Raw genomic sequence first — 20,789 nt, forward strand, 5'->3', positions numbered from 1 at the left:
GGCGCATCCCTGGCGCGCCAATTCTCTTTCCACAAAGACAGCACATGCGCTGACGCCACCCAGATAGATGGCGTCTGCCCTGCTCACTCCTCGGAGTGGAACGTATCCGACGGGTCGAGGACCTCGCCCTCTTCGTCGGCCGCGTCCGGATCGGTCTCTATCTCCTCACCCTGGAACAGCTCTTCCTCCTCGGTCTCGCGCTCCGGGATTGTACGGTTCGTTCTTCTCGGCGGATTGAGCGGACGTTCCACGCGGGTGTCGTCCACATAGTCCTCGAACCCGAGCTCCTCGCGCACCACGTTGCGCAGGGCCTCGTGCGCATCGTGGCCGGGCAGCATGCCGCTGAGCCGGAGACGGCCGCCGGTGAACTCCACGTCCAATGAGTCCATGGACACGCGTCCGTCGTAGTTAAGCGCATCCACCACCCGCAGAGCTATGGCCGCGTCGTCCAGCCCGACGAACTCGTCCGGAAGGGTCACGCCTTCGCCTTCCTCGGCCTCGGTTCCGGGCTCCCCCTCGTGTGCTTCGACATGCCTGCGGCAGTACTGCGCCCAGGGCTTGGCGCGCAGGCGATCCTGGGAAATCTCTTTGCCGCAGTCCAGGCAATGTCCATAGCTGCCGTTGGCAATGCGCTGCAGGGCTTCGTCCACCAGCACGAACTCGTCGTCCATGCGGTCCTGCATGGAAGAAAGGGCGCGGCGTTCGTCTTCGTTGCGGGCCATCTCCTCGGGCTCGGCCTGCTCGACGTGGAGTTCCTGCCGGCGTTCCGCCAGCGTCTGCCTCTGGTTCAGGAGCATGGTGCGCCGCTCTTCCAGATCATCCTGCAACTCTTTCAAATCACTTGCGTTCAAAGTCATCGTATGTCGTCTCCCTTTCCCGGTTCATCGGCCTATGCGGCAAAAAGACGGCCTCCTCGCCAGGAGGAGGCCTGCCGCAGTGGCGTGAAGCCGGGAGGTTACTTCCAGCTGAACAGCCAGTCCTTGTTCGCAACCCGAGCGTGACAGTCCATGCAGTCGCCTACCTTGCCCTCGGCCTGGATAGTTCCATCCGGCGCGTAGGACAGGTAGAACCAGTCACCGTTGTCCGGATCAAAGCCCGCCTTTTTGTACATCAGGGTCACCGCCGTCAGGGTTTTGGACGGGTCGAAGTTCTCTTTGAGCACGATGGAGCCTTCCTGGACTGGCATCTGCCCGGCCTGGATGGACTCCAGGGCCAGCTTGTTCACGTAGATGTTCACGAACTCGCCATGGGCGCGGGAGCCTTCCTGCATGGCGTGCGTTCCCGGCCACAGCTCCCACTGTTCGTAGGGGTCCTGCTTGGTCAGATAGTTGTAAAGAGCGGGCCCATCCGCCGGTGGCATGTCGGATGCGTCCAGCCCAGCCGGGCCCAGCCAGAACACCAGGCCGAACACGATGGCGGCGAGTGCGGAATAAAACGTACGCATTGTCACTCCTTTCATACTCTTGCAATATTGGTTCGTTATGACCCCGAAAGCTCTGGCCTACGCTATGCGCAGCCACGTCATCACCACGGCGCAGACCACCAGCACTGCGACGACAATGGCCCAGGCCCGTTGCATGCGTTTCTTTCTCATGGCGTCTTCCTTCTCAATCCAGCAGCAGAAACTCTTCGCGGCGGATGCGGCTCATGGGCACGCCGAGCTCGGTCAGCGAACCGAGCACTGCCTTGGCCATGCCCTCCGGACCGCAGACGAAAAACACCGCCTCATCCAGCATGCCGGCGCAACACTCGCGGATAAGCGCCGTGTCTATGTGTCCGCGGGAGCCGCTCCAGCCCTCGTCCGGCCTGCTCAGCACGTAGGTCACGTCCAGCCGCGGCCTGTCGCCCTCGACCAGGGCGTCCAGCTCCGCGCGGAACACGATGTCCGCCTCGGTCTTGCAGGCGTAGAGCAACGCCACCCGGCGGTCCGCGCCTGTATCGGCCATATGGCGGAGCATGGCGCGCAGCGGCGTGATACCGATGCCGCCGGCTATGAACACCAGGGGAACCTCCGCGTCCTCAAACACGTAGGAGTACCTGCCGAAGGGCCCATGCACGCGGGCGGTATCGCCGGGGGCGATGGAGCCCACATGGCGGGTGAAGTCCCCGGACTCCTTGATGGTGGAGGCGATGATCGCCGCCTCCGTGGGGCTGGAGGAGATGGTGAAGTGGTGCTCCTCTTCGGGAACGTGGTCGCTGCGGAAGGTAAGAAAATGGAACTGGCCCGGTTCGTAGCGGGGCGAGCGACCATCCGGCGGCGCCAGAGTCACGGTCCAGACATTCTGCGCCGCCGGCTCCACGGAGCGCACAGTGTAGCGCGGCAGCCTTTTGGGCCTGATGAACCGGTGGTAAACGAACACCCCGGCCGAGCCCAGCAGCGCCACCACCCACAGCTCGCGCATGCCCGGCACATACTTGAGGTCGCCGCCGATGAAGTAGCTGTGCACCGCGGCGAGCACCAGGATCGTGGGAGCCAGGATGTCGTGCAGGCGTCGCCAGCGCTCGAAATCGAGGCCAAGACGCTTGCGGAAGAGCGAGGCCCCGGCCTGGATCAGGAGCAGCAGGAGCGCTGCCTTGCCCAGCCAGATCTCCCACGGCACGCTGAGGGACGTGAGCAGCTTGAGCCCGCGCCCGCCCAAGGCCAGGAGCAGGGGGTGGGCGATGATCAGACAGAGAGCCGTCACGCCCATATACTTGTGGAAATTCACAACCATATCCAGGCCGTACGGCTCTGTTATCTCCCGGAACCGGCCGGCAAGGACAGGCTGGAGCAAGAGCACGGCGAAGACGATGAGCGCGAAGGACCGGCCAAGCTCGTAGATGTAGTCGGCATAGCCGCCCAGAGATCCAAACACCGTGACCACGGCAAGCGGGACAAGGGCGAGCGCGGCGTAGGCAATGACCGGCAGCACACTATTTCTCATTGAAATCTCCATACTTCCTTATAAAAATAGCGCCCGCCGCATGCCATGATGAAGGGCAGAAAGCAGGGGGTTATCAGGCACGGCACGGGCGCAGACGCTGCCATTTCCATGCCTGCCGGAGCATGCCGTTCGGGTATTCCGGCCGGTTCTTCCACGCCTCCACGGGGTGCATCTTTCGGGCGGTGGGCTGGTGTTCTCCGGGGCGACGCCTGCGCCATCGTAATTTCGCTCGGGTAGTGACGTCGCCCTCGCGGTGCGCACCTGCCGCGCCGTTCCTGCTCCGGGTGGAACATTCAGCACTATTTGCACCGTATTTGATTCCATTCCCGATTGGTTCAGTTTCCCCCCGGAATTCCGAGCCTTTTTTCGGTACTTCTCGCTCACTTTTTTTGGTGGTACAGAACGTACCCTAATCCGTCTTTCACCCTTTCTATGGAGTGGCACTGTGCGCTTCCCGTTTTCCTGGCTCGTTTCACACCGCAATGCATTTCTTATCATCATCACCCTGGTGCTTCTGTTCTCGTTCCTGGGCATCAGCGCACTGAACTACTCCATCACCCGTTCATCCATCCGTCAGGAGATCATTCAGAACGACCTGCCGCTGACCCGCGACAACATATACTCGGACATCACCTCCGAGCTGATGCGGCCCATCATGGTGGCCTCCAGCATGGCCAACGACAGCTTTCTCAAGGACTGGACCAAAGAAGGCGAAAAAGATCTCTCCCAGATCACCAACTATCTTCGCCAGATTCGTAACAAGTTCGGCTACTTTTCCACGTTCTTCGTGTCCGCGAAAACGCTGACCTACTATCACTACATGGGCGTTCATAAGTACATCAAACCGGATAACGCCCACGACCAGTGGTACTACGACTTCATCGCGTCCGGAAAAGAGCACGACCTCGACGTGGACACCGACGAAGCCTCGGACAACATCCTCACGGTGTTTCTCAACTTCCGCGTCTCGGACAAGGATGGACGTCTGCTGGGCGTGACCGGCGTGGGCCTCAAGATCGACGAGATCCGCAACCTCATCGCCGAGTACCAGCACAAGTACCACCGCTCCATCTATCTGGTGGCCCCCAACGGCATGGTGCAGGTCCATCTGCAGAAAAAGCTGATAGAACAGCTGGATATCCACCATTCGGACATGGCCGCCATCGCCGACGACATCCTGAAAACACGGAACGAGCCGCGCAACTTCCAGTTCAAACGCGACGGCAAGAACATCTTGCTCACCGTCCGCTACATTCCAGAGCTGGAATGGCTGCTGTTCGTGGAGCAGGACGAGGCGTCGGCCATGCAGATCGCGCGGATGAACTTCATGCGCACCATAGTAATCGGCGTTGCCGCGTCCATCGTCATCATTCTGCTCACTATCTATATGATAAACAGCTACCAGCTGCGGGTGGAGTCCCTGGCGCTGACCGACGAGCTCACCGGCGCGTCGAACCGCCGCGGCTTCGAGAAGGAGTTCAGCAAGTCCGCGTACGCCCTGGAACGCTACAACAGGCCGTGCAGCGTCATTCTTATGGACCTCGACTCCTTCAAGCCCGTGAACGACGAGCTTGGCCACAAGGTAGGCGACCAAGTACTGGAGCAGGTTGTGGAGAAGATTTCGTCGAACATCCGGCCCACGGACATGCTGGGCCGCTGGGGTGGCGACGAGTTCATCGTGCTGGCCGAGGGCACATCCCAGGATGCGGTCATGGTGGCGGAGCGCATCCGCCGCGCCATCAAGGAGATGGATTTCGCCGGGGCAGACGCCCAACCGGACGACCCCAGACGGGCCGTCACCATCTGCTGCGGCGTGGCCCAGCTCATCAAGGGCGAGAACCTGGACCACCTGGTGCAGCGCGCGGACAAAGCCCTGTACGCCGGCAAGACCCACGGCGGCGATTCCGTGCGCATCCACAGCCCGATACGGGGCTAGCCGGCTGGACCCGGGCCTGTCGGGTGCAGGCGCAGGCCAGAGGAGCGCCGGATGCAACAGTTCACCCAACTGCCCACGCTTCTTTCCAGGCTCGGTATCCTGGCCGCCGTGTGCGGCCTGCTGGGGCTGGCCCTGTTCACCCGGCAACAAAGCGACGGTGTGCTTGTCGTGTCGTTGTTCGCCTTGTGCGTGGCCGGCCTCTGTTTCTCCGTCGAGTCCATTCTGGAACGCCGCGACAACGTCCGCACCAGCAACTACGGAACCCACGTCTACGTGTACGGCTTTCAGGCCGTGTCGCGCGGTTTCTCAGCCGCCCTGCTCTGCTGCGTGGCGCTTGCCGCCCTGGGGGCCTGGATGTTCGGATTTTCGGAGGCGCTTACCGCGTGGATCGGGAGCCATCCGGGCTCGATTGCGGCAGTGGGCGGGGTGTGGCTGGCCTCGGCCCAGGCTGGCACCGTCGCCGGCGCAGCCCTCTCCACATTGGACGCGCCGGATGGCAATGCCGCCAGCCGCGCCGTCAATGTCTTCAACATGCTCGTAGAGAAGCTCATCGCCGTGCTTCTCACACTCGTCGGCACAGCCCTGTTCATTGTGGGATGCATAGCCTTGGCGCATGGCTGGCGCACGGGAGACATCCTCACGCACATCCTGCCCTGAGGCGGCCGGCGCTGCCTCGCCCATGGCGCGTCCGGTCGGGGCTCACTGCTGCGAGGTGTCGCCCTCACCTGTCTGCCCAACCGGTTGGAACCACTCCAGGTCTCCGGCCACGCAGCGTGCATACTGCTCCCGCACCCAGTCCGCGCACGGCTCGTACACCTCCGGGCAAAGCACGTCCCTGAAGTAGACGCAGGTCTTGGTAAAGGAACCGGCCAACACCTCGCGCCGGCAAATCTGCTCCCGCAGCTCAGGCGAAGCGCCTTGGCTCCCGGCCAGCACGGCGCGTGATCTGGCGCAGCTCGACGCGGCGTACCACGCCACCCGGTCGGCCCGTTTCCCGGCAAGGCCGTCCATGCGCTCCCTGGCCATGCGCAGACAGGGTGAGTCGCCGACCGCCTCCGCGGCCAACACAACGCCGTGTGTCGGTACAGCCATAAGAACCAGCAGGCAGAGAAGGATATGTGATGTTCGGGGAACGCGCGAGGCCATGACCGATTGTAGCGTGTTCCCCTTGAATGTCGATACGGCGGCCCCTCGGTCCTGCGCGTCCAGGATTCCTGCCGACAAGAACGCGCCGGCCTTCACTCCGGGGCGGTATTTTCTTCCTGGCATTCTCCTTGCTTATCCCTTCCATTGGTACATAAATTTCCCCAGGAGAACCTGTCATGGAAGCCAGCAACACCGCCCTGCCCACACTCGATCCTGCCCTTATCCCACCGGAAGATTTACGCATCTGCTTTGGCGGAGGCGACTTCGAGAAGATCGGCGCGAGCATCGTCATGCAGCTCAGAAACTGGGCCGGCCTGCTGCCGTCCGATCGCGTGCTCGACGTGGGCTGCGGCGCCGGCCGCATCGCCGCCGCGCTGACCGGCTACCTGAGCGCCGAGGGCTCCTACGAAGGGTTCGACATCTTTCCCTTTGGCGTGGAGTGGTGCCAGGAGAACGTGACGCCGCGGCACCCGAACTTCCACTTCCGCACGGTGGACGTATACAACTCGGTCTACAATCCCTTTGTCCCCACCCGCGCCGCGGACTTCGTCTTCCCGTACGACGATGCCTCGTTCGACGTGGTGGTGCTCAACTCGGTCTTCACCCACATGCTGCCGGCCGACCTGGCCAACTATACGGCGGAGATCAGCCGCGTGCTCGCTCCGGGCGGCCGCGCCTTCATCACCTACTTCCTCATGGACGACGAGTCCCGCGGTCCGGCCCGCCAAGGCCACACCACCCCGGCCTTTTCCCACGCCTACGGCTCCTTCTACGTGGAGGACCCGACAAGCAAGGAAGACGCCGTGGCCTACGAGGAACGCTTCATCCGGAACATCTATGCGGTCAACGGCCTCACGATCACCCGCTTCTCGGCAGGCAACTGGCGCGCCATCGGCAGCCCGCACTTCCAGGACATCGTGGTCGCGCACAAGGGCTGATTCCAGCGCATAATCCTCCCAGCTGCGAATCTTCGCAGCGCTTGCCCACATCGTCCGGGCTGCGGTGCACAATAATTCTCCCTGCCTTTTGACAGCATTCCCGCGTTCAGCTTCGGCCTCCTCCCCGGCGGATTGACGCCGTCCGATTTTTCGGACAGGCTGACTCCGTTCCCGCGTTCCGACGGTCCTTTTTTTCGGACACCCACCTTCAAGGCCGAGTCGGCTCTACCCGGCAACCCTTGTCTCGGGCGGATTCCGCCTTATCTTTCTTGATCGGGCGTCGCGCGGGACCGATACTTGCTATGGGTATGGCGGATAACGCCATACGCGTACCTACTCCCGCGGCCGCGTTGCCCTCGCGCCGCGTCACGAATTTTCCGAAAGGAGGCTCTCCATGGATTTCAAGGCAATGCGCGCCACCGCCCGTGAACGACTCAAAGGATACTGCCGCGTCTGCGCCGTGTGCGACGGCCGCGTCTGCGCCGGCGAAGTGCCCGGCATGGGCGGCGCCGGCACCGGCAACTCCTTCAAGGCCAACTACCGCGCCCTTGAGGCGGTCCGGCTGGCCATGCGCACCCTGCACGGCGTTACCGAGGTGGACACGGGCGTCTCCTGCTTTGGCCTGGACCTGGCCTCCCCTGTGCACATCGCGCCCATGACCGGCGTCAGCTATAACATAGGCGGCGGCATGAGCGAGGAGGAATTCTGCGATATCGTGCTCGCCGGCGCAGCCAAGGCCGGCACCCTGGCCTGGACCGGCGACGGCGCCGATCCCCAGATGTTCGACAGTGGCCTCCAGGCCATGGTCAAGAACGGCGGCCGCGGCGTGCCCATCATCAAGCCCCGCGCCCAGGACGAGATCATCGCGCGCATCCGCCGGGCGGAAGAGGCTGGCGCAGTGGCCGTGGGCGTGGATGTGGACGGAGCCGGCCTGGTGACCATGGCCCAGTTCGGCCAGCCCGTGGGCCCCAAGAGTGTCGAGGAAATCAGGGAGCTCGTGGCCTCCACCTCCCTGCCGTTCATCCTCAAGGGCATCATGACCGCCAACGAGGCCGAGGCCGCGGCGCAGGCCGGTTGCGCCGCCATTGTGGTCTCCAACCACGGCGGCCGCGTGCTCGACCACACGCCGGGCGTGGCCGAGGTGCTGCCCGACATCGCCAAGGCCGTGGCCGGCAAGATCACCATCTTCGCCGACGGCGCGGTGCGCTCCGGCGCGGACGTGCTCAAGCTCCTGGCCCTGGGCGCGGACTCCGTGCTCGTGGGCCGGCCCATCATCACCGGTGCATTCGGCGGCGGCCAGGAAGGCGTTTCCGCACTGCTGGAGAAGATGCGCATAGAGCTGGTGCAGGCCATGCTCCTGACCGGCGTGGCCAGAACCGTCGATGCGGACGGCTCCATAATCGCCTGAAAAACCGGCCCGGCGTGAACCGCGCCGGGCCTTCCGGAACAAACCACCATATGAAAAAAGCCGCATCCCCCCATATACTCCTGGCCGCCCTGTGCGCCCTCTTGGTCCTTGCAGCCGCTCCGGCCTGGTGCGTGGAGATAACCGCGCCCCCCAAGCACTCCGTCCTGCTCCTCAACTCCTATCACAACGGCTACAGCTGGTCGGACAACATCCTGGACGGCGTGCGGGACGCCTTGCACGATGAGAAGGTCCATGTGGATCTGCACATCGAGTATCTCGACGGCAAACGGGCCAGAACGCCGCTTGTGCACGAGCGCTACCGCGAGCTACTCCGCTCCAAGTACGCCGACCAGAATTTCGAGGTCATCGTGGCGACGGACAACCTGGCCGTGCGCCTGGCGCTGTCTTGGCGGGACTCGCTCTTCCCCGGCGTGCCTATTGTGTTCTGCGGCGTCAACGACGTGGAGCGCGAAGCCCTGATCGGCGAAAACGTCACGGGCGTGCTGGAGAACGTGGACATCGTGGAGACGCTGCGCCTGGCCAAGCGGTTCCATCCCTGGGCCAAACGCGTTGTGGTGGTCGGCGACTCCTCCATCACCGGGCTGGCCATCCGCAATCAGGTGATCAGCGCGTCCAAAGAGCTGGGAGACATCTTTTCCTTCGACTACATCACCTCATCCTCCCTCGACCCGATTCTGAACGGCATCAAGGAGTTGCCGCCGGACGCGATTCTCTACCTCATCCCATCCTATTATAAGGTGAAGGGCTCCGTGTACGATGCGAGCGAGGTCCTGGAGATCGTCAGCCAAGCCACGGATCGGCCCGTGTACTCCAACTGGAATTTTCTTTTGGGCCACGGCAGCGTTGGCGGAAAGCTCATTTCCGGCCACACCCAGGGGTATGAGGCCGGCAAGTACGTAGCCGAGCTGCTGCGGGGAGTGCCCATCTCCTCGCTGCCCATAATCGAAAAAACAGAAAATCAGTATATATTCAGCTACCCTCGCCTGATGCAGTTCCATATCCCGCAGGACCTGCTGCCGCCGGACTCCATCATCGTGGACGCCCCCAAGGCGTTCTACGAGGTCAGCAAGGATCTCTTCTGGTCCCTGCTCGTCTCCTTCGTGCTGCTAACCTTTGCCCTTGTCATGCTGGCCATCAACATCCTGCGGCGCCGCCGTATCGAACGAAAGATCATCAATCAGCTGTCCTTCCAGGAAATTCTGATGGACTCCATACCGCAGCTGGTCTGCTGGAAAGATCTCGACGGCCGCTACCTGGGCGCGAACCGCTCCTTCACCGAGTTCTTCGGTATCCAGGGTCCGGACTACGTGATGGGCAAGACCGACTATCACATCATGAAGGAAGGCCGATTCACGGAATGGGTGGCGGCCCTGGACCGCGAGGTGCTCCTCTCGGAAAAGCCGCGCTTCCGCGTGCGCATCAGCCTGAGCGGCCCGGGCGGAGAGACCCTCTGGCTGGAAATGAACAAGGTGCCGCTCTACGACGCCAACAACAAGGTGGTGGGCACCCTCTCCACGGCCGAGAACATGACCCGTGAGATCAACCTGGAGCGGCAGCTGCTGCAGTCGCAAAAAATGGAGGCCATCGGCGCATTGGCCGGTGGCATTGCCCACGATTTCAACAACATCCTCACATCCATCATGAACTCTGCCGAGCTCGCGCTGATGGACGTGGAGCCGGATACGGACGCAGGCAAGGACCTGGAACGCGTAATCCGCGCGGCCAGCCGCGGCAAGCGCCTCGTGCAGCAGATCATGGCCTTCAGCCGGCCGTCGCAGGAAGGGTTCCAGCCCACGGACCTAGCCGAGCACGTACGCGACACCGTGAACCTGCTCCAGCCCTCGCTGCCACGTAACATCACTGTGAACGCCACAGTCACGGCCGAGCCGGCCTGCGTCATGGTGGACCCCACGCAAATCTACCAGGTGCTCATGAACCTCTGCACCAACGCCTTCCAGGCCATGCGCAACACCGGCGGCGAGCTCGACGTCCGTCTGGAGGACGTGGAGCTGGACATGGACCACGCCCGGGAGCTGGACATGGAGCCTGGCCGGGCACTGCGTCTGGTGGTGGCGGACACCGGCCCCGGCATAGCCCCCGAAATCCTGGACAAGGTCTTCGACCCCTTCTTCACCACCAAGGGCAAGAAGGAGGGAACCGGCCTGGGCCTTTCCGTGGTGCTCGGCATCGTGAAGAACCACGCCGGCGCCGTGCGCGTGAAGAGCCGGCCGGACGAGGGCGCCACCTTCGAGATCTACCTGCCCGCCCGTCCGGCGCTGAACGACCGCTGCGAGCTGAAAGGCAGATGGCCCGAGCTTTCCCACGCGCGCATCCTCTTTGTGGAGGACGATCCGGACCAGCTGCTCACCACGCCGCGGGTGCTGGAGTCCCTTGGCTTCGAGGTCACGCCTGTTGCGGCGGGCTCCCAGGCCCTGGACATCCTCTCCGCCAACCCCGCGTTCGACCTCGTGATCACCGACTTCGACATGCCTGGCGTGGACGGTGTGGAGCTGGCCAAGCGCATCGGCAGGTACCTGCCCCAGCTCCCCGTGATCCTGATTTCCGGCCGCAACCAGGCCAAGAAAAAGGCGAAGAACACCCCGAACATCCGGCGTATCGTGGACAAGCCATTCGGCCGTGACGAGCTGGCCGAAGCTGTCAGCTACACCCTCGGTACCCATGAGTGAGTGACCAGACCATGCCCCGCATCCTCATAGTCGACGACGATCCGGAAATCCGCGAAACCATGGCGAGCCTCATCCGCCGCCAGAAGATGGAGTACGACGCCGTCTCCGACGTGGCCGACACGCGCCGGCAGATACAGGACGAAACCTACGACGTGGTGCTGCTGGACGTGCGCCTGCCGGACGGCAACGGCCTCGATCTGCTGCCCGAGATCAAGCAGCTGCCCAACGCGCCGGAGGTCGTCATCCTTACCGGCAGGGGCGACCCGGACGGCGCCGAGCTCGCCATCCAGGGCGGCGTATGGGACTACCTGGTCAAGCCCTGCTCCATCAAACAGATCAGCCTCTCCCTGAACCGCGCGCTCAAGTACCACTCGCAAAAGGAGAAAGGCGGCGACCTCAAGGCGCTGGACCTCTCCGGCGTGGTGGGCCAGGGCGCGGCCATCCGCGCCTGCTTCGACACTGTGGCCCAGGCCGCGAGCACCGACTCCAGCCTGCTCATCACCGGCGAGACCGGCGCCGGCAAGGAGCTCTTTGCGCGCACCGTGCACGCCAACAGCCGCCGGGCCGACAAGCCCTTTGTCGTGGTGGACTGCGCGTCCCTCACCGATACCCTGGTGGAGTCCACCCTCTTCGGCCACAAGAAGGGCTCCTTCACCGGCGCGGTGGCGGACAGAACCGGCCTGGTGGAACTCGCCGACACGGGCGTGCTCTTTCTGGACGAGGTGGGCGAGCTGCCCCTCACTATCCAGAAGGCGCTGCTGCGCGTGCTGCAGGAGCGGCGGTTTCGGCCCGTGGGCGCTACGCGCGAGGTGACCAGCGACTTCCGCCTGATCTCGGCCACCAACCGCGACCTCGAGGCCATGGTGCATGCCGGCGAGTTCCGCAACGACCTGTTCTACCGGCTCAAGACCATCCCCCTGCACATCCCGCCGCTGCGCGAACGCAAGGAAGATATCAAGCCGCTGGCCATGCACTTCGTGAACCGTCTGTGCGAGCGTTACGGCACGCCGCTCAAGGGCGTGGGCGCGGACTTCTTCGACGTGCTCAACGCGTATGCCTGGCCGGGCAACGTGCGCGAGCTGGCCAACATCCTGGAGCAGGCCTTTGTGACCGCGGACCGGGACAAGACCCTGTACGCCATGCACCTGCCCCCGGCCCTGCGCATTGCCGTCACCAAGGCGCAGATCATGACTTCGCGAACCGGGGAGGAACAAGCGCCCGAACCGGAGGTGGCGGCCAGCAGCCCCGTCCCGACTACCGCGCCGGCCGCCGCGCCTTTGCCGGACGGCCCACTGCCCTCGTTCAAGGACTTCAAGGCCGAGGCCGAGGCCGCCTATCTGGATCGTCTTGCCGAGGAGACCGACGGCGACGTGCCGCTGATGCTGGACCGCTCCGGGCTCTCCCGCTCGCACCTGTACGCCCTGCTGAAGAAGTACTCGATTTCCGTGTAGTCTTTTTTTTCGGACAGCTGCAAGACATATCAATTACACAAGTTTTACATCCGTCGCTCTTCGCTCGGCCCATTCCCCGGGCAATACGCATAGACATTATGCTCCATTTGTCCGGAATACCGGACGACGCTCCTTCCATACTGCCCTCCCCAATCTCTCCCCGCTCGGAAGTGCCCGCGCTTTTTAGCTCGGCACGATTCTTGGTAATAGTCATTCTGGTGAAATTCGGCCTGGATCAATCATTTCCCGAATGGGCCGGCGGCTTCCCGGATTTTCGTCAATAAATCCCCTATACCGCCTGCAACCCGTGCCCCTCCGGGAGCGGCAGCGATTCATCCAACGTGCGGCTCGTGGCCGAAATTTCATCGCATTGGTATGCGGTAGGTATTTAACCTTCAAAAGACCCAAAGGAGCGACACCCCATGTCCATCCCGGTGCTGGCAATCATCGCCTTCATTCCCATCGCCGTGGCTCTCGTGCTCATGGTCGGCCTGCGTTGGCCTGCCACGAAAGCCATGCCTGTGGCCTGGTTGACGGCCGTGCTCGGCGGCGTCCTCGCCTGGAAACTTCCGGCAGGCTATATCGCTGCGCTCTCCCTGCAGGGCGTCATCACGGCTATCAGTGTCTTGATCATCGTCTTTGGTGCAATTCTCATTCTGTATACATTGCACCATTCCGGTGGCATGGAGACCATCCAATGCGGCTTCCAGAACATCTCGCCCGACCCGCGGGTGCAGGTGATCATCATCGGCTACCTGTTCGCCGCCTTCATCGAGGGCGCCGCGGGCTTCGGTACGCCGGCTGCTCTGGCCGCTCCGTTGCTCCTTTCTCTGGGATTCCCGCCCCTGGCTGCCGCGGTCATGTGTCTAACATTCAACTCATTCCCAGTCAGTTTCGGCGCGGTGGGCACGCCCATCGTCCTGGGTCTGAAGTTCCTCAAGGACCTCGTGCAGCAGGCCGTCCAGACCGGCACCCTGGACGTGAACTTCACCTCCCTTGAGTCCTTCAACATGCTCGTGGGCAAGTGGGCCTCGCTCATCCACCTCCCGCTGATCTTCCTCCTGCCGATCTTCATGCTCGGCTTCATGACCCGTTTCTTCGGCCCGGAAAAGTCCTGGAAGCCCGGCTTCCGCGCCTGGAAGTTCTGCGTTTTCGCCGCCATCGCGTTCGGCGTTCCCTACATGTTCTTCGCCTGGTTCGTCGGCCCCGAGTTCCCGTCCCTCATCGGCGGCCTCGTTGGTCTCGGCATTGTTGTCTGGGGCGCCAAGAAGGGCATTGCGATTCCCAAGGACTCCTTCACCTTCGGCCCGCAGAGCGGCTGGGCTGCTGACTGGACCGGTTCCGTGTCCGTGGCCGAGGACTGCGTGTTCGAGGCGAAGATGAGCCAGTTCAAGGCATGGCTGCCCTACATCCTCATCGGCATCATCCTCGTCATCACCCGTATCCCCGAGCTCGGCCTCAAGGGCTGGCTGGCCGGCGTTAAGATTCCGTTCAACAGCATCCTCGGCTACGAGAGCGTCAGCAACTCCATCGCGATCCTCTACCTGCCGGGCACCATTCCCTTCATTCTCGTCGCTCTGCTCACCGTGCTGATCCACGGCATGCCCGGCGGCAAGGTCGGTCTGGCCTGGAAAGAGTCCTTCGCCAAGATGAAGAACCCCACCATCGCCTTGTTCTTCGCGGTGGCCCTGGTCTCCATCTTCCGCGGTTCCGGCATCGCCGACGCAGCTCTGAACCCGAACAACTACCCGTCCATGCCGCTGGCCATGGCCAAGGCAGTGGCGGCGATCGCCGGTCAAGCCTGGCCCATGTTCGCCTCCTTTGTCGGCGGTCTGGGATCGTTCATCACCGGCTCGAACACCGTTTCCGACCTCCTGTTCGCCGAGTTCCAGTGGGGCATGGCCTCGCAGCTCGCTCTGCCGCACCAGATCATCGTGGCGGCGCAGGTTGTCGGCGGCGCAATGGGCAACATGGTCTGCATCCACAACATCGTGGCTGTGTGCGCGGTTGTCGGCCTCTCCGGTATGGAAGGCCCGATCATCCGCCGGACCTTCTGGCCCTTCCTGTTCTATGGTCTCGTGGCCGGCATTGTGGTCACGCTCATGAGCTTCGTGTTCCTGCCTGGCCTTTACTAAACCACACAACTGCGGGCGGCCTCCTTCTATTCCCGAAGGGAGCCGCCCGTATTGCATCAAGGAGATGTCACACATGGCCGACCAAGCCTTGCTTAAGGAATTCGAAGCCGTCGTCGGCGCGGACAATGTCATGTCCGCCGAGTCCGATACCCATGCGTACTCTTACGACGCGGCTGTGTTGGATTCTGTTGCCCCTGCTGTCGTGGTCCGCCCCACGGAGACCGAGCAGCTGGGACAGATCACCGCTTTGTGCAACAAGCACGGCCTGCCCCTCACCGTCCGGGGCGCCGGCACCAACCTTTCCGGCGGCACCATCCCCTCCAAGGGCGGCGTGGTGGTTCTGACCGGCGCGCTCAACAAGGTGATTGAGCTGAACACCGACGACCTCTACGCCATCGTACAGCCCGGCGTGGTGACGGCGAAGTTCGCCGCCGATGTCGCCGCCAAGGGCCTCTTCTACCCGCCCGATCCGGGCTCCCAGGCCGTTTCCACCCTGGGCGGCAACGTTGCCGAGAACGCCGGCGGCCTGCGCGGCCTCAAGTACGGCGTCACCAAAGACTATCTCATGGGCATCTCTTTCTTCGACGTGGACGGCAACCTGGTGAAGTCCGGCTCCCGCACCGTGAAATGCGTCACCGGCTACAACCTGCCCGGTCTGATGACCGCTTCCGAGGGGACCCTGGGCGTCTTCAACGAGCTCACCCTCAAGCTGATTCCGCCGCCACAGGCTGCGCAGTCCATGATGGCCGTGTTCGACGACGTGCAGGCCGCTTCCAAGACGGTCTCCGCGATCATCGCCGCCAAGATCCTGCCGGCCACCCTCGAGTTCATGGACAACTTCACCATCCGCACCGTGGACAACTTCCGGAAAGCCGGACTGCCCACCGACGCCGCGGCCCTGCTGCTCATCGAGGTGGACGGCCACCCGGCTCAGGTAGCCGAGGAAGCGGAAAAGGTGGAGAAGATCTGCAGCGAGCACGGCGCCCGCAGCGTGGACGTGGCCAGGGACGCCGATCACCGCGCCAAGGTCTGGCAGGCCCGCCGCGACGCTCTGCCTGCGCTGGCCAACCTCAAGCCCACCTGCGTGCTCGAGGACGCCACTGTGCCGCGCTCCAAGATCCCTGCCATGATGCAGGCGCTCGACCGCATCTCCAAGGAGTTCAAGCTCACCATCGGAACCTTCGGGCACGCCGGCGACGGCAACCTCCACCCCACCATTCTCACGGACAAGCGCAATCACGACGAGTGGGTCCGCGTGGAGAAAGCCATTGACGCCATCTTCGACGAAGCGCTGGCCATGGGCGGCACCCTGTCCGGCGAGCATGGCATCGGCATGGCCAAGGCCAAGTACATGGAGCAGGAAACCAGCCGCGCTACCATCGAATTCTCCCGGCGCATGAAGAAGTCCCTGGACCCCAAGGGCATCCTCAATCCCGGCAAGATCATCAGCGCCCTGCTCGACTAGGAGGATTTCATGGCCGATATCCAAAAATTGGTCACCATGCTCAATGAGCTGGATGATCAACTCGTTAACTGTATGCGCTGCGGCATGTGCCAGGCGGTATGTCCGGTCTTCACCGAGACCGGCCGCGAGGCCGACGTGGCCCGAGGCAAAATATCTCTGCTCGACGGCCTGGCCCACGAGATCCTCAAGGATCCCAAAGGCGTAAAGGACAAGCTGGACCGTTGCCTGCTATGCGGCACCTGCCAGGCCAACTGCCCCAGCGGCGTCCACGTCCTGGACATCTTCCTGAAGGCACGCGCCATCCTGACCGGATACTTCGGCCTTTCCCCGGCCAAACGCGCCATCTTCAGGCAGTTGCTCACACGACCCGAGCTCTTCAACAAGCTCACGTCGTTCGGCTCCAAGTTCCAGGGCCTCTTCGCCAAACCTGTCAACGACGTGTTGGGCACATCCTGCGCGCGTTTCCAGGCCCCAGTCATCGCAGATCGCCACTTCCCGCGGCTTGCGGACAAGGCGTTCCACAAGATCGCCCCGGCAATGGACCAGCCGGCCGGCTCCTCCGGCAAGCGGGTGGCTTTCTTCCCCGGTTGCATGGTGGACAAGGTCTACCCCAAGGTGGGCCAAGCCGTGCTCAAGGTCCTGGCCCATCACGGCGTAGGCGTCTTCATGCCGCACGGCCAGGCATGCTGCGGTATTCCCGCGCTTTCCTCGGGCGACCGCGACAGCTTCGAAAAGATGGTGGGAACCAACGCCGAGCTTTTCGCCAACGCGGATTTCGATTACATCATCACGCCATGCGCCACCTGCTCTGCCACCCTCAAGGACATCTGGCCGACCATGGTGGACGACGAAGGGCTCAAGGCCCGCATCGCCCCTGTCTCGGCCAAGGTCCTGGACATCAGCGAGTTCCTCGTGGATGTTCTGGGCGTCACCGCGCTGGAAGGCGCCTCGGGCAAGAAGGTAACCTACCACGATCCTTGCCACCTGCGGAACTCCCTGCATGTGACGGCGCAGCCCCGCACCGTGATCAAGGCCACCGGCAACGCCAGCTTCGTGGAATTGCCCAATGCGGCAACTTGTTGCGGTTGCGGCGGCAGCTTCAGCCTGCAACATTATGACATATCGAAAAAAATAGGCGATCTTAAGGCAAAATCCGTAGAAGATAGCGGTGCAGAAACACTGGCAACTTCTTGCCCGGCGTGTATGATGCAGATATCCGACCGGTTGTCCCAGAGAGGGCATTCGGTTCCTGTGAAACACGTCGTGGAAGTCTACGCCGATAGCCTGGGTTAGGATTTCCACGAAAGACCCAAGCAATCTCGAAAACAAAGGATCGGACTCATGTCCAAGAGTTTGTACGTCACAGCAAATGAAAGCAGAAGCGGTAAGTCTGCCATTGTGCTCGGCATAATGCAGGAGATCATGCGCAAGGTGGGACGGCCGGCGTTTTTTCGGCCCATCATCACCGTAGGTGCGCATCCTGATGGCCAGAAGGATCACGATATCAACCTGATCCTCAAGCAGTTCCGCCTGGACCAGAAGTATGAGGACGCATACGGCTTTACACTGCGCGAAGCCAGAAACCTCATCAACTCCGGGCGCCGCGACCTGCTCATCGACACCGTGCTCGAAAAAATGGGCAACCTCGAAAAAGAGTACGACTTCGTGCTCTGCGAGGGTACAGACTTCATGGGACGCGATCCGGCTTTCGAGTTCGAGCTCAACGCCGAGCTCGCCGCGAACATGGGCACCCCGCTGCTCTTCGTGGCCAACGGCAAGAGCAAGACTCCCGAGGAAGTCATCGCCTCGGCCCAGTCCACCATTGAAACACTTGAAGAAAAGGGCGTGGACATCATCGCCGCCATCGTCAACCGGCTCCAGTGCGATGACTGCTTCGCCCTTGCCAAGACCCTGCAGTGCAAGACGCGCTGCGAGCAGCCACTGCTTACCTTCGCTATTCCCGAAGTGCCGTCGCTGGGCAACCCCACCATCCGTGACGTGGTCAACTGGCTCGACGCCAAGGTGATCTACGGCCACGGCCAGCTTGAAACACTGGTGGGCGAGTTCCTTATCGCCGCGATGCACATCGGCAACTTCCTGGAATATATCCGGCAAGGCAGCTTGGTCATCACTCCCGGTGACCGCGAGGACATCATCCTCAGCTGCCTTGCTTCCAGGCTTTCTTCCCAGTACCCGGACATCTCCGGCATCGTCCTCACGGGCGGCATCGAGCCCAACCCCAACGTCCATCGCCTCATTGAAGGATGGACAGGCGTGCCCGTGCCCATCCTGCTGGTCAAGGAGCACACCCACATGACCAGCCAGAAGCTCAACGACCTGTACGGCCGTATCGAGCCGGACGACAGCAAGAAAATCGCCACGGCCCTCGGCACCTTCGAATCCCATGTGGACGTGGTGGCCCTGGGCGAACGCTGCCTGGAGCGACGTTCCTCCCGCGTGACGCCCAAGATGTTCGAGTACAACCTCATCCAGCGGGCCTCGGCGCATCCCCAGCGCATCGTCCTGCCGGAGGGGAACTCCGACCGCATTCTCCAGGCCGCGGATATTCTCATCCGCCGCAACGTCGCCGAGATCACCATTGTCGGCGAGGACGAAAAGGTCCACGCCAGGGCGTCCCAGCTCGGGCTCGACATCTCCAACGCGCAAATCATCGACCCCATGCTCTACGAAAAGTTCGATGATTACAGCGAGACCTACTTTGAAGCGCGCCAGCACAAGGGCGTGCGCATCGAGGACGCCCGCGACCGCATGGCCGACCCGACCTACTTCGCCACCATGATGGTCCACCTGGGCGATGCCGACGGCATGGTCTCCGGCTCCATCACCACCACGGCGCAGACCATCCGCCCGGCCTTCGAGTTCGTGAAGACCAAGCCCGACTTCTCCATCGTCTCGTCGGTCTTCTTCATGTGCCTGCGCGACCGCGTGCTCGTATACGGCGACTGCGCTGTGAACCCCAACCCCGACGCCGACCAGCTCGCCCAGATCGCCCTGAACTCCGCCGAGACGGCGAAGATCTTCGGCATCGAGCCCCGGGTGGCCATGCTCTCCTACTCCACCGGCGCTTCCGGCAAGGGCGAGGATGTGGAGAAGGTCATCGAGGCCACGCGCCTGGCCAAGGAGCGCGCTCCCGAGCTGCTGCTCGAAGGCCCGCTGCAGTACGACGCGGCCATCGACCCCGAGGTCGCCAAGACCAAAGCGCCGAACAGCGACGTCGCCGGCCGCGCCACGGTCTTCATCTTCCCGGACCTCAACACCGGTAACAACACGTACAAGGCCGTGCAGCGCTCCTCCGGCGCCGTGGCCATCGGTCCTGTGCTCCAGGGCCTCAATAAACCTGTCAATGACCTCTCGCGGGGCTGCCTCGTGGAGGATATCGTCAATACCGTGGCCATCACGGCCATTCAGGCGCAAGCAGAAAAGGGAATTCGATGAAGATACTTGTCATTAACTCCGGAAGCTCTTCAATTAAATTCAAGCTCTATGAGATGAGCTCGGCCGAGGAGGGGGAGGTACTCGCCTCCGGCCTTGCCGAGCGCATCGGTGAAGATACATCCACGCTCACCTACAAGCGGCATGAAAAGGACGGTTCGGAAACCAAGCAAACCTGGAACGATCCCCTGCCCAACCACGAAACCGGCCTCAAGCGGATCATCAAGGCGCTCTCCGACCCTGAAAAGGGCGTCATCTCCTCGCCCGATGAAATCGCCGCTGCCGGCCACCGCGTTCTCCACGCCGGTGAGGCGTTCAGCGCCCCCACCAAGGTCAACGACGCGGTGATCGACGCCATCAAGAAGTGCATCCCGCTTGGTCCGCTGCACAACCCGGCCAACCTCGACGGCATCCTCGTGGCCAGCCAGATCATGCAGGGAGCCTCGCAGGTCGCCGTCTTCGATACGGCCTTCCACCAGACCATGCCGCCCGAAGCATACCTCTACGCCCTGCCTTACGAGCTCTACAAGGAGCAAGGCGTGCGCCGGTACGGCTTCCACGGCACCTCGCACAAGTACGTGGCGCGCGTCACGGCCAAGCTCGCCGGCGTGCCCCAGGACCAGTCCAACATCATCACCGCCCACCTGGGCAACGGCTCGTCCATGGCCGCCGTCAGGAACGGCCGCTGCGTCGACACCTCCATGGGTCTGACCCCTCTGCCCGGTCTGATCATGGGCACGCGCACCGGCGACATCGACCCAGCCATCATTTTCTACCTGGGCAAGCAGCTCGGCCTGAGCCTGGAAGAGCTGGACAACCTGGTGAACAAGCAGAGCGGCCTCAAGGGCATCTGCGGCCACAACGACCTGCGCGACGTGCACACCGCTGCCGAGGAAGGCGAGGAGCGCGCCAAGCTCGCCCTCTCCATGCTTGCGTATCGCAACAAGAAGTTCTTCGGCGCGTACATCGCAGCCCTGGGCCGGGTGGACGCCATCGCCTTCACCGCCGGCGTGGGCGAAAACGACAGCTGGGTCCGCGCCCAGAGCCTGGCCGACATGGAGCACCTGGGCGTCGTTATTGACCTGGAACGGAACGACGGCCGCTGCTCCGAACCCACCCTCATCAGCGCCGACTCCAGCACCATCCAGGTCTGGGTCGTGCCTACCGACGAGGAATACGAGATCGCACGAGAAACCTATGAGGTGCTGTCCTGATAGTCAGGACA

At 62.9% G+C, this 20,789-nt stretch carries 15 protein-coding genes; 11 read left to right on the forward strand and 4 right to left on the reverse strand.

Annotated elements, in window-relative coordinates; genetic code table 11:
- Nucleotides 1–83 precede the first annotated feature (83 nt).
- From E8L03_RS10965 to E8L03_RS10975, 3 genes are all read right to left on the reverse strand, one after another.
- Nucleotides 84–857, reverse strand: coding sequence for a TraR/DksA family transcriptional regulator (locus E8L03_RS10965; RefSeq protein ID WP_171267366.1), 774 nt, complete (start codon nucleotides 855–857; stop codon nucleotides 84–86).
- A gap of 98 nt (nucleotides 858–955) precedes the next feature.
- Nucleotides 956–1,444: a cytochrome P460 family protein gene (locus E8L03_RS10970; RefSeq protein ID WP_167512442.1), complete on the reverse strand. Its 489-nt coding sequence runs from the start codon at nucleotides 1,442–1,444 to the stop codon at nucleotides 956–958.
- 163 nt (nucleotides 1,445–1,607) lie between these two features.
- A complete protein-coding gene (locus E8L03_RS10975) occupies nucleotides 1,608–2,924 on the reverse strand; it encodes a ferredoxin reductase family protein (RefSeq protein WP_171267367.1) in 1,317 nt (438 codons plus the stop codon).
- Between the two features lie 445 nt (nucleotides 2,925–3,369).
- Between E8L03_RS10975 and E8L03_RS10980 the strand changes: the two genes are divergently transcribed.
- Together E8L03_RS10980 and E8L03_RS10985 are read left to right on the forward strand one after the other, a co-directional pair.
- On the forward strand, nucleotides 3,370–4,860 hold the full coding sequence (locus E8L03_RS10980) for a sensor domain-containing diguanylate cyclase (RefSeq protein ID WP_144305307.1): 1,491 nt from the start codon (nucleotides 3,370–3,372) through the stop codon (nucleotides 4,858–4,860).
- Between the two features lie 51 nt (nucleotides 4,861–4,911).
- Nucleotides 4,912–5,517 (forward strand): hypothetical protein, encoded by a 606-nt coding sequence (locus tag E8L03_RS10985; RefSeq protein ID WP_171267368.1) that lies wholly within the window; start codon nucleotides 4,912–4,914, stop codon nucleotides 5,515–5,517.
- Between the two features lie 42 nt (nucleotides 5,518–5,559).
- On the opposite strand, the gene E8L03_RS10990 is transcribed toward E8L03_RS10985, so the two are convergent.
- Nucleotides 5,560–5,952: a hypothetical protein gene (locus tag E8L03_RS10990; RefSeq protein WP_171267369.1), complete on the reverse strand. Its 393-nt coding sequence runs from the start codon at nucleotides 5,950–5,952 to the stop codon at nucleotides 5,560–5,562.
- A 230-nt stretch (nucleotides 5,953–6,182) separates the two neighbouring features.
- Here E8L03_RS10990 and E8L03_RS10995 point away from each other — a divergent pair, with 230 nt between their 5' ends.
- The 9 genes from E8L03_RS10995 to E8L03_RS11035 all read left to right on the forward strand — a co-directional run bounded on the left by E8L03_RS10995 (nucleotide 6,183) and on the right by E8L03_RS11035 (nucleotide 20,778).
- Complete coding sequence (locus E8L03_RS10995) at nucleotides 6,183–6,944, forward strand: class I SAM-dependent methyltransferase (RefSeq protein ID WP_171267370.1); 762 nt, start codon at nucleotides 6,183–6,185, stop codon at nucleotides 6,942–6,944.
- Between the two features lie 394 nt (nucleotides 6,945–7,338).
- A complete protein-coding gene (locus E8L03_RS11000) occupies nucleotides 7,339–8,352 on the forward strand; it encodes an alpha-hydroxy-acid oxidizing protein (protein WP_171267371.1) in 1,014 nt (337 codons plus the stop codon).
- A 50-nt stretch (nucleotides 8,353–8,402) separates the two neighbouring features.
- Nucleotides 8,403–11,060: a hybrid sensor histidine kinase/response regulator gene (locus tag E8L03_RS11005; protein ID WP_171267372.1), complete on the forward strand. Its 2,658-nt coding sequence runs from the start codon at nucleotides 8,403–8,405 to the stop codon at nucleotides 11,058–11,060.
- 11 nt (nucleotides 11,061–11,071) lie between these two features.
- Entirely contained in the window at nucleotides 11,072–12,511 is a 1,440-nt protein-coding gene (locus E8L03_RS11010) for a sigma-54-dependent transcriptional regulator (RefSeq protein ID WP_144305313.1), read from the forward strand.
- Between the two features lie 422 nt (nucleotides 12,512–12,933).
- Nucleotides 12,934–14,646: an L-lactate permease gene (locus E8L03_RS11015; protein ID WP_144305314.1), complete on the forward strand. Its 1,713-nt coding sequence runs from the start codon at nucleotides 12,934–12,936 to the stop codon at nucleotides 14,644–14,646.
- Nucleotides 14,647–14,719: 73 nt separating this feature from the next.
- Nucleotides 14,720–16,111, forward strand: coding sequence for an FAD-binding oxidoreductase (locus E8L03_RS11020; protein ID WP_144305315.1), 1,392 nt, complete (start codon nucleotides 14,720–14,722; stop codon nucleotides 16,109–16,111).
- A 9-nt stretch (nucleotides 16,112–16,120) separates the two neighbouring features.
- The gene (locus tag E8L03_RS11025; protein WP_144305316.1) at nucleotides 16,121–17,404 is read left to right on the forward strand and encodes a (Fe-S)-binding protein; all 1,284 of its coding nucleotides are present in this window, start codon (nucleotides 16,121–16,123) and stop codon (nucleotides 17,402–17,404) included.
- A gap of 48 nt (nucleotides 17,405–17,452) precedes the next feature.
- Nucleotides 17,453–19,567 carry a phosphate acetyltransferase gene (gene pta, locus E8L03_RS11030; protein ID WP_171267373.1) on the forward strand — a complete coding sequence of 705 codons (2,115 nt, stop codon included), beginning with the start codon at nucleotides 17,453–17,455 and terminating at the stop codon, nucleotides 19,565–19,567.
- On the forward strand, nucleotides 19,564–20,778 hold the full coding sequence (locus E8L03_RS11035) for an acetate/propionate family kinase (RefSeq protein ID WP_144305318.1): 1,215 nt from the start codon (nucleotides 19,564–19,566) through the stop codon (nucleotides 20,776–20,778). The genes pta and E8L03_RS11035 overlap by 4 nt, the downstream gene beginning before the upstream one ends.
- Nucleotides 20,779–20,789: the final 11 nt, after the last annotated feature.

Origin of the sequence: Oceanidesulfovibrio marinus, from assembly GCF_013085545.1 — a bacterium.
Lineage (GTDB): Bacteria > Desulfobacterota > Desulfovibrionia > Desulfovibrionales > Desulfovibrionaceae > Oceanidesulfovibrio > Oceanidesulfovibrio marinus.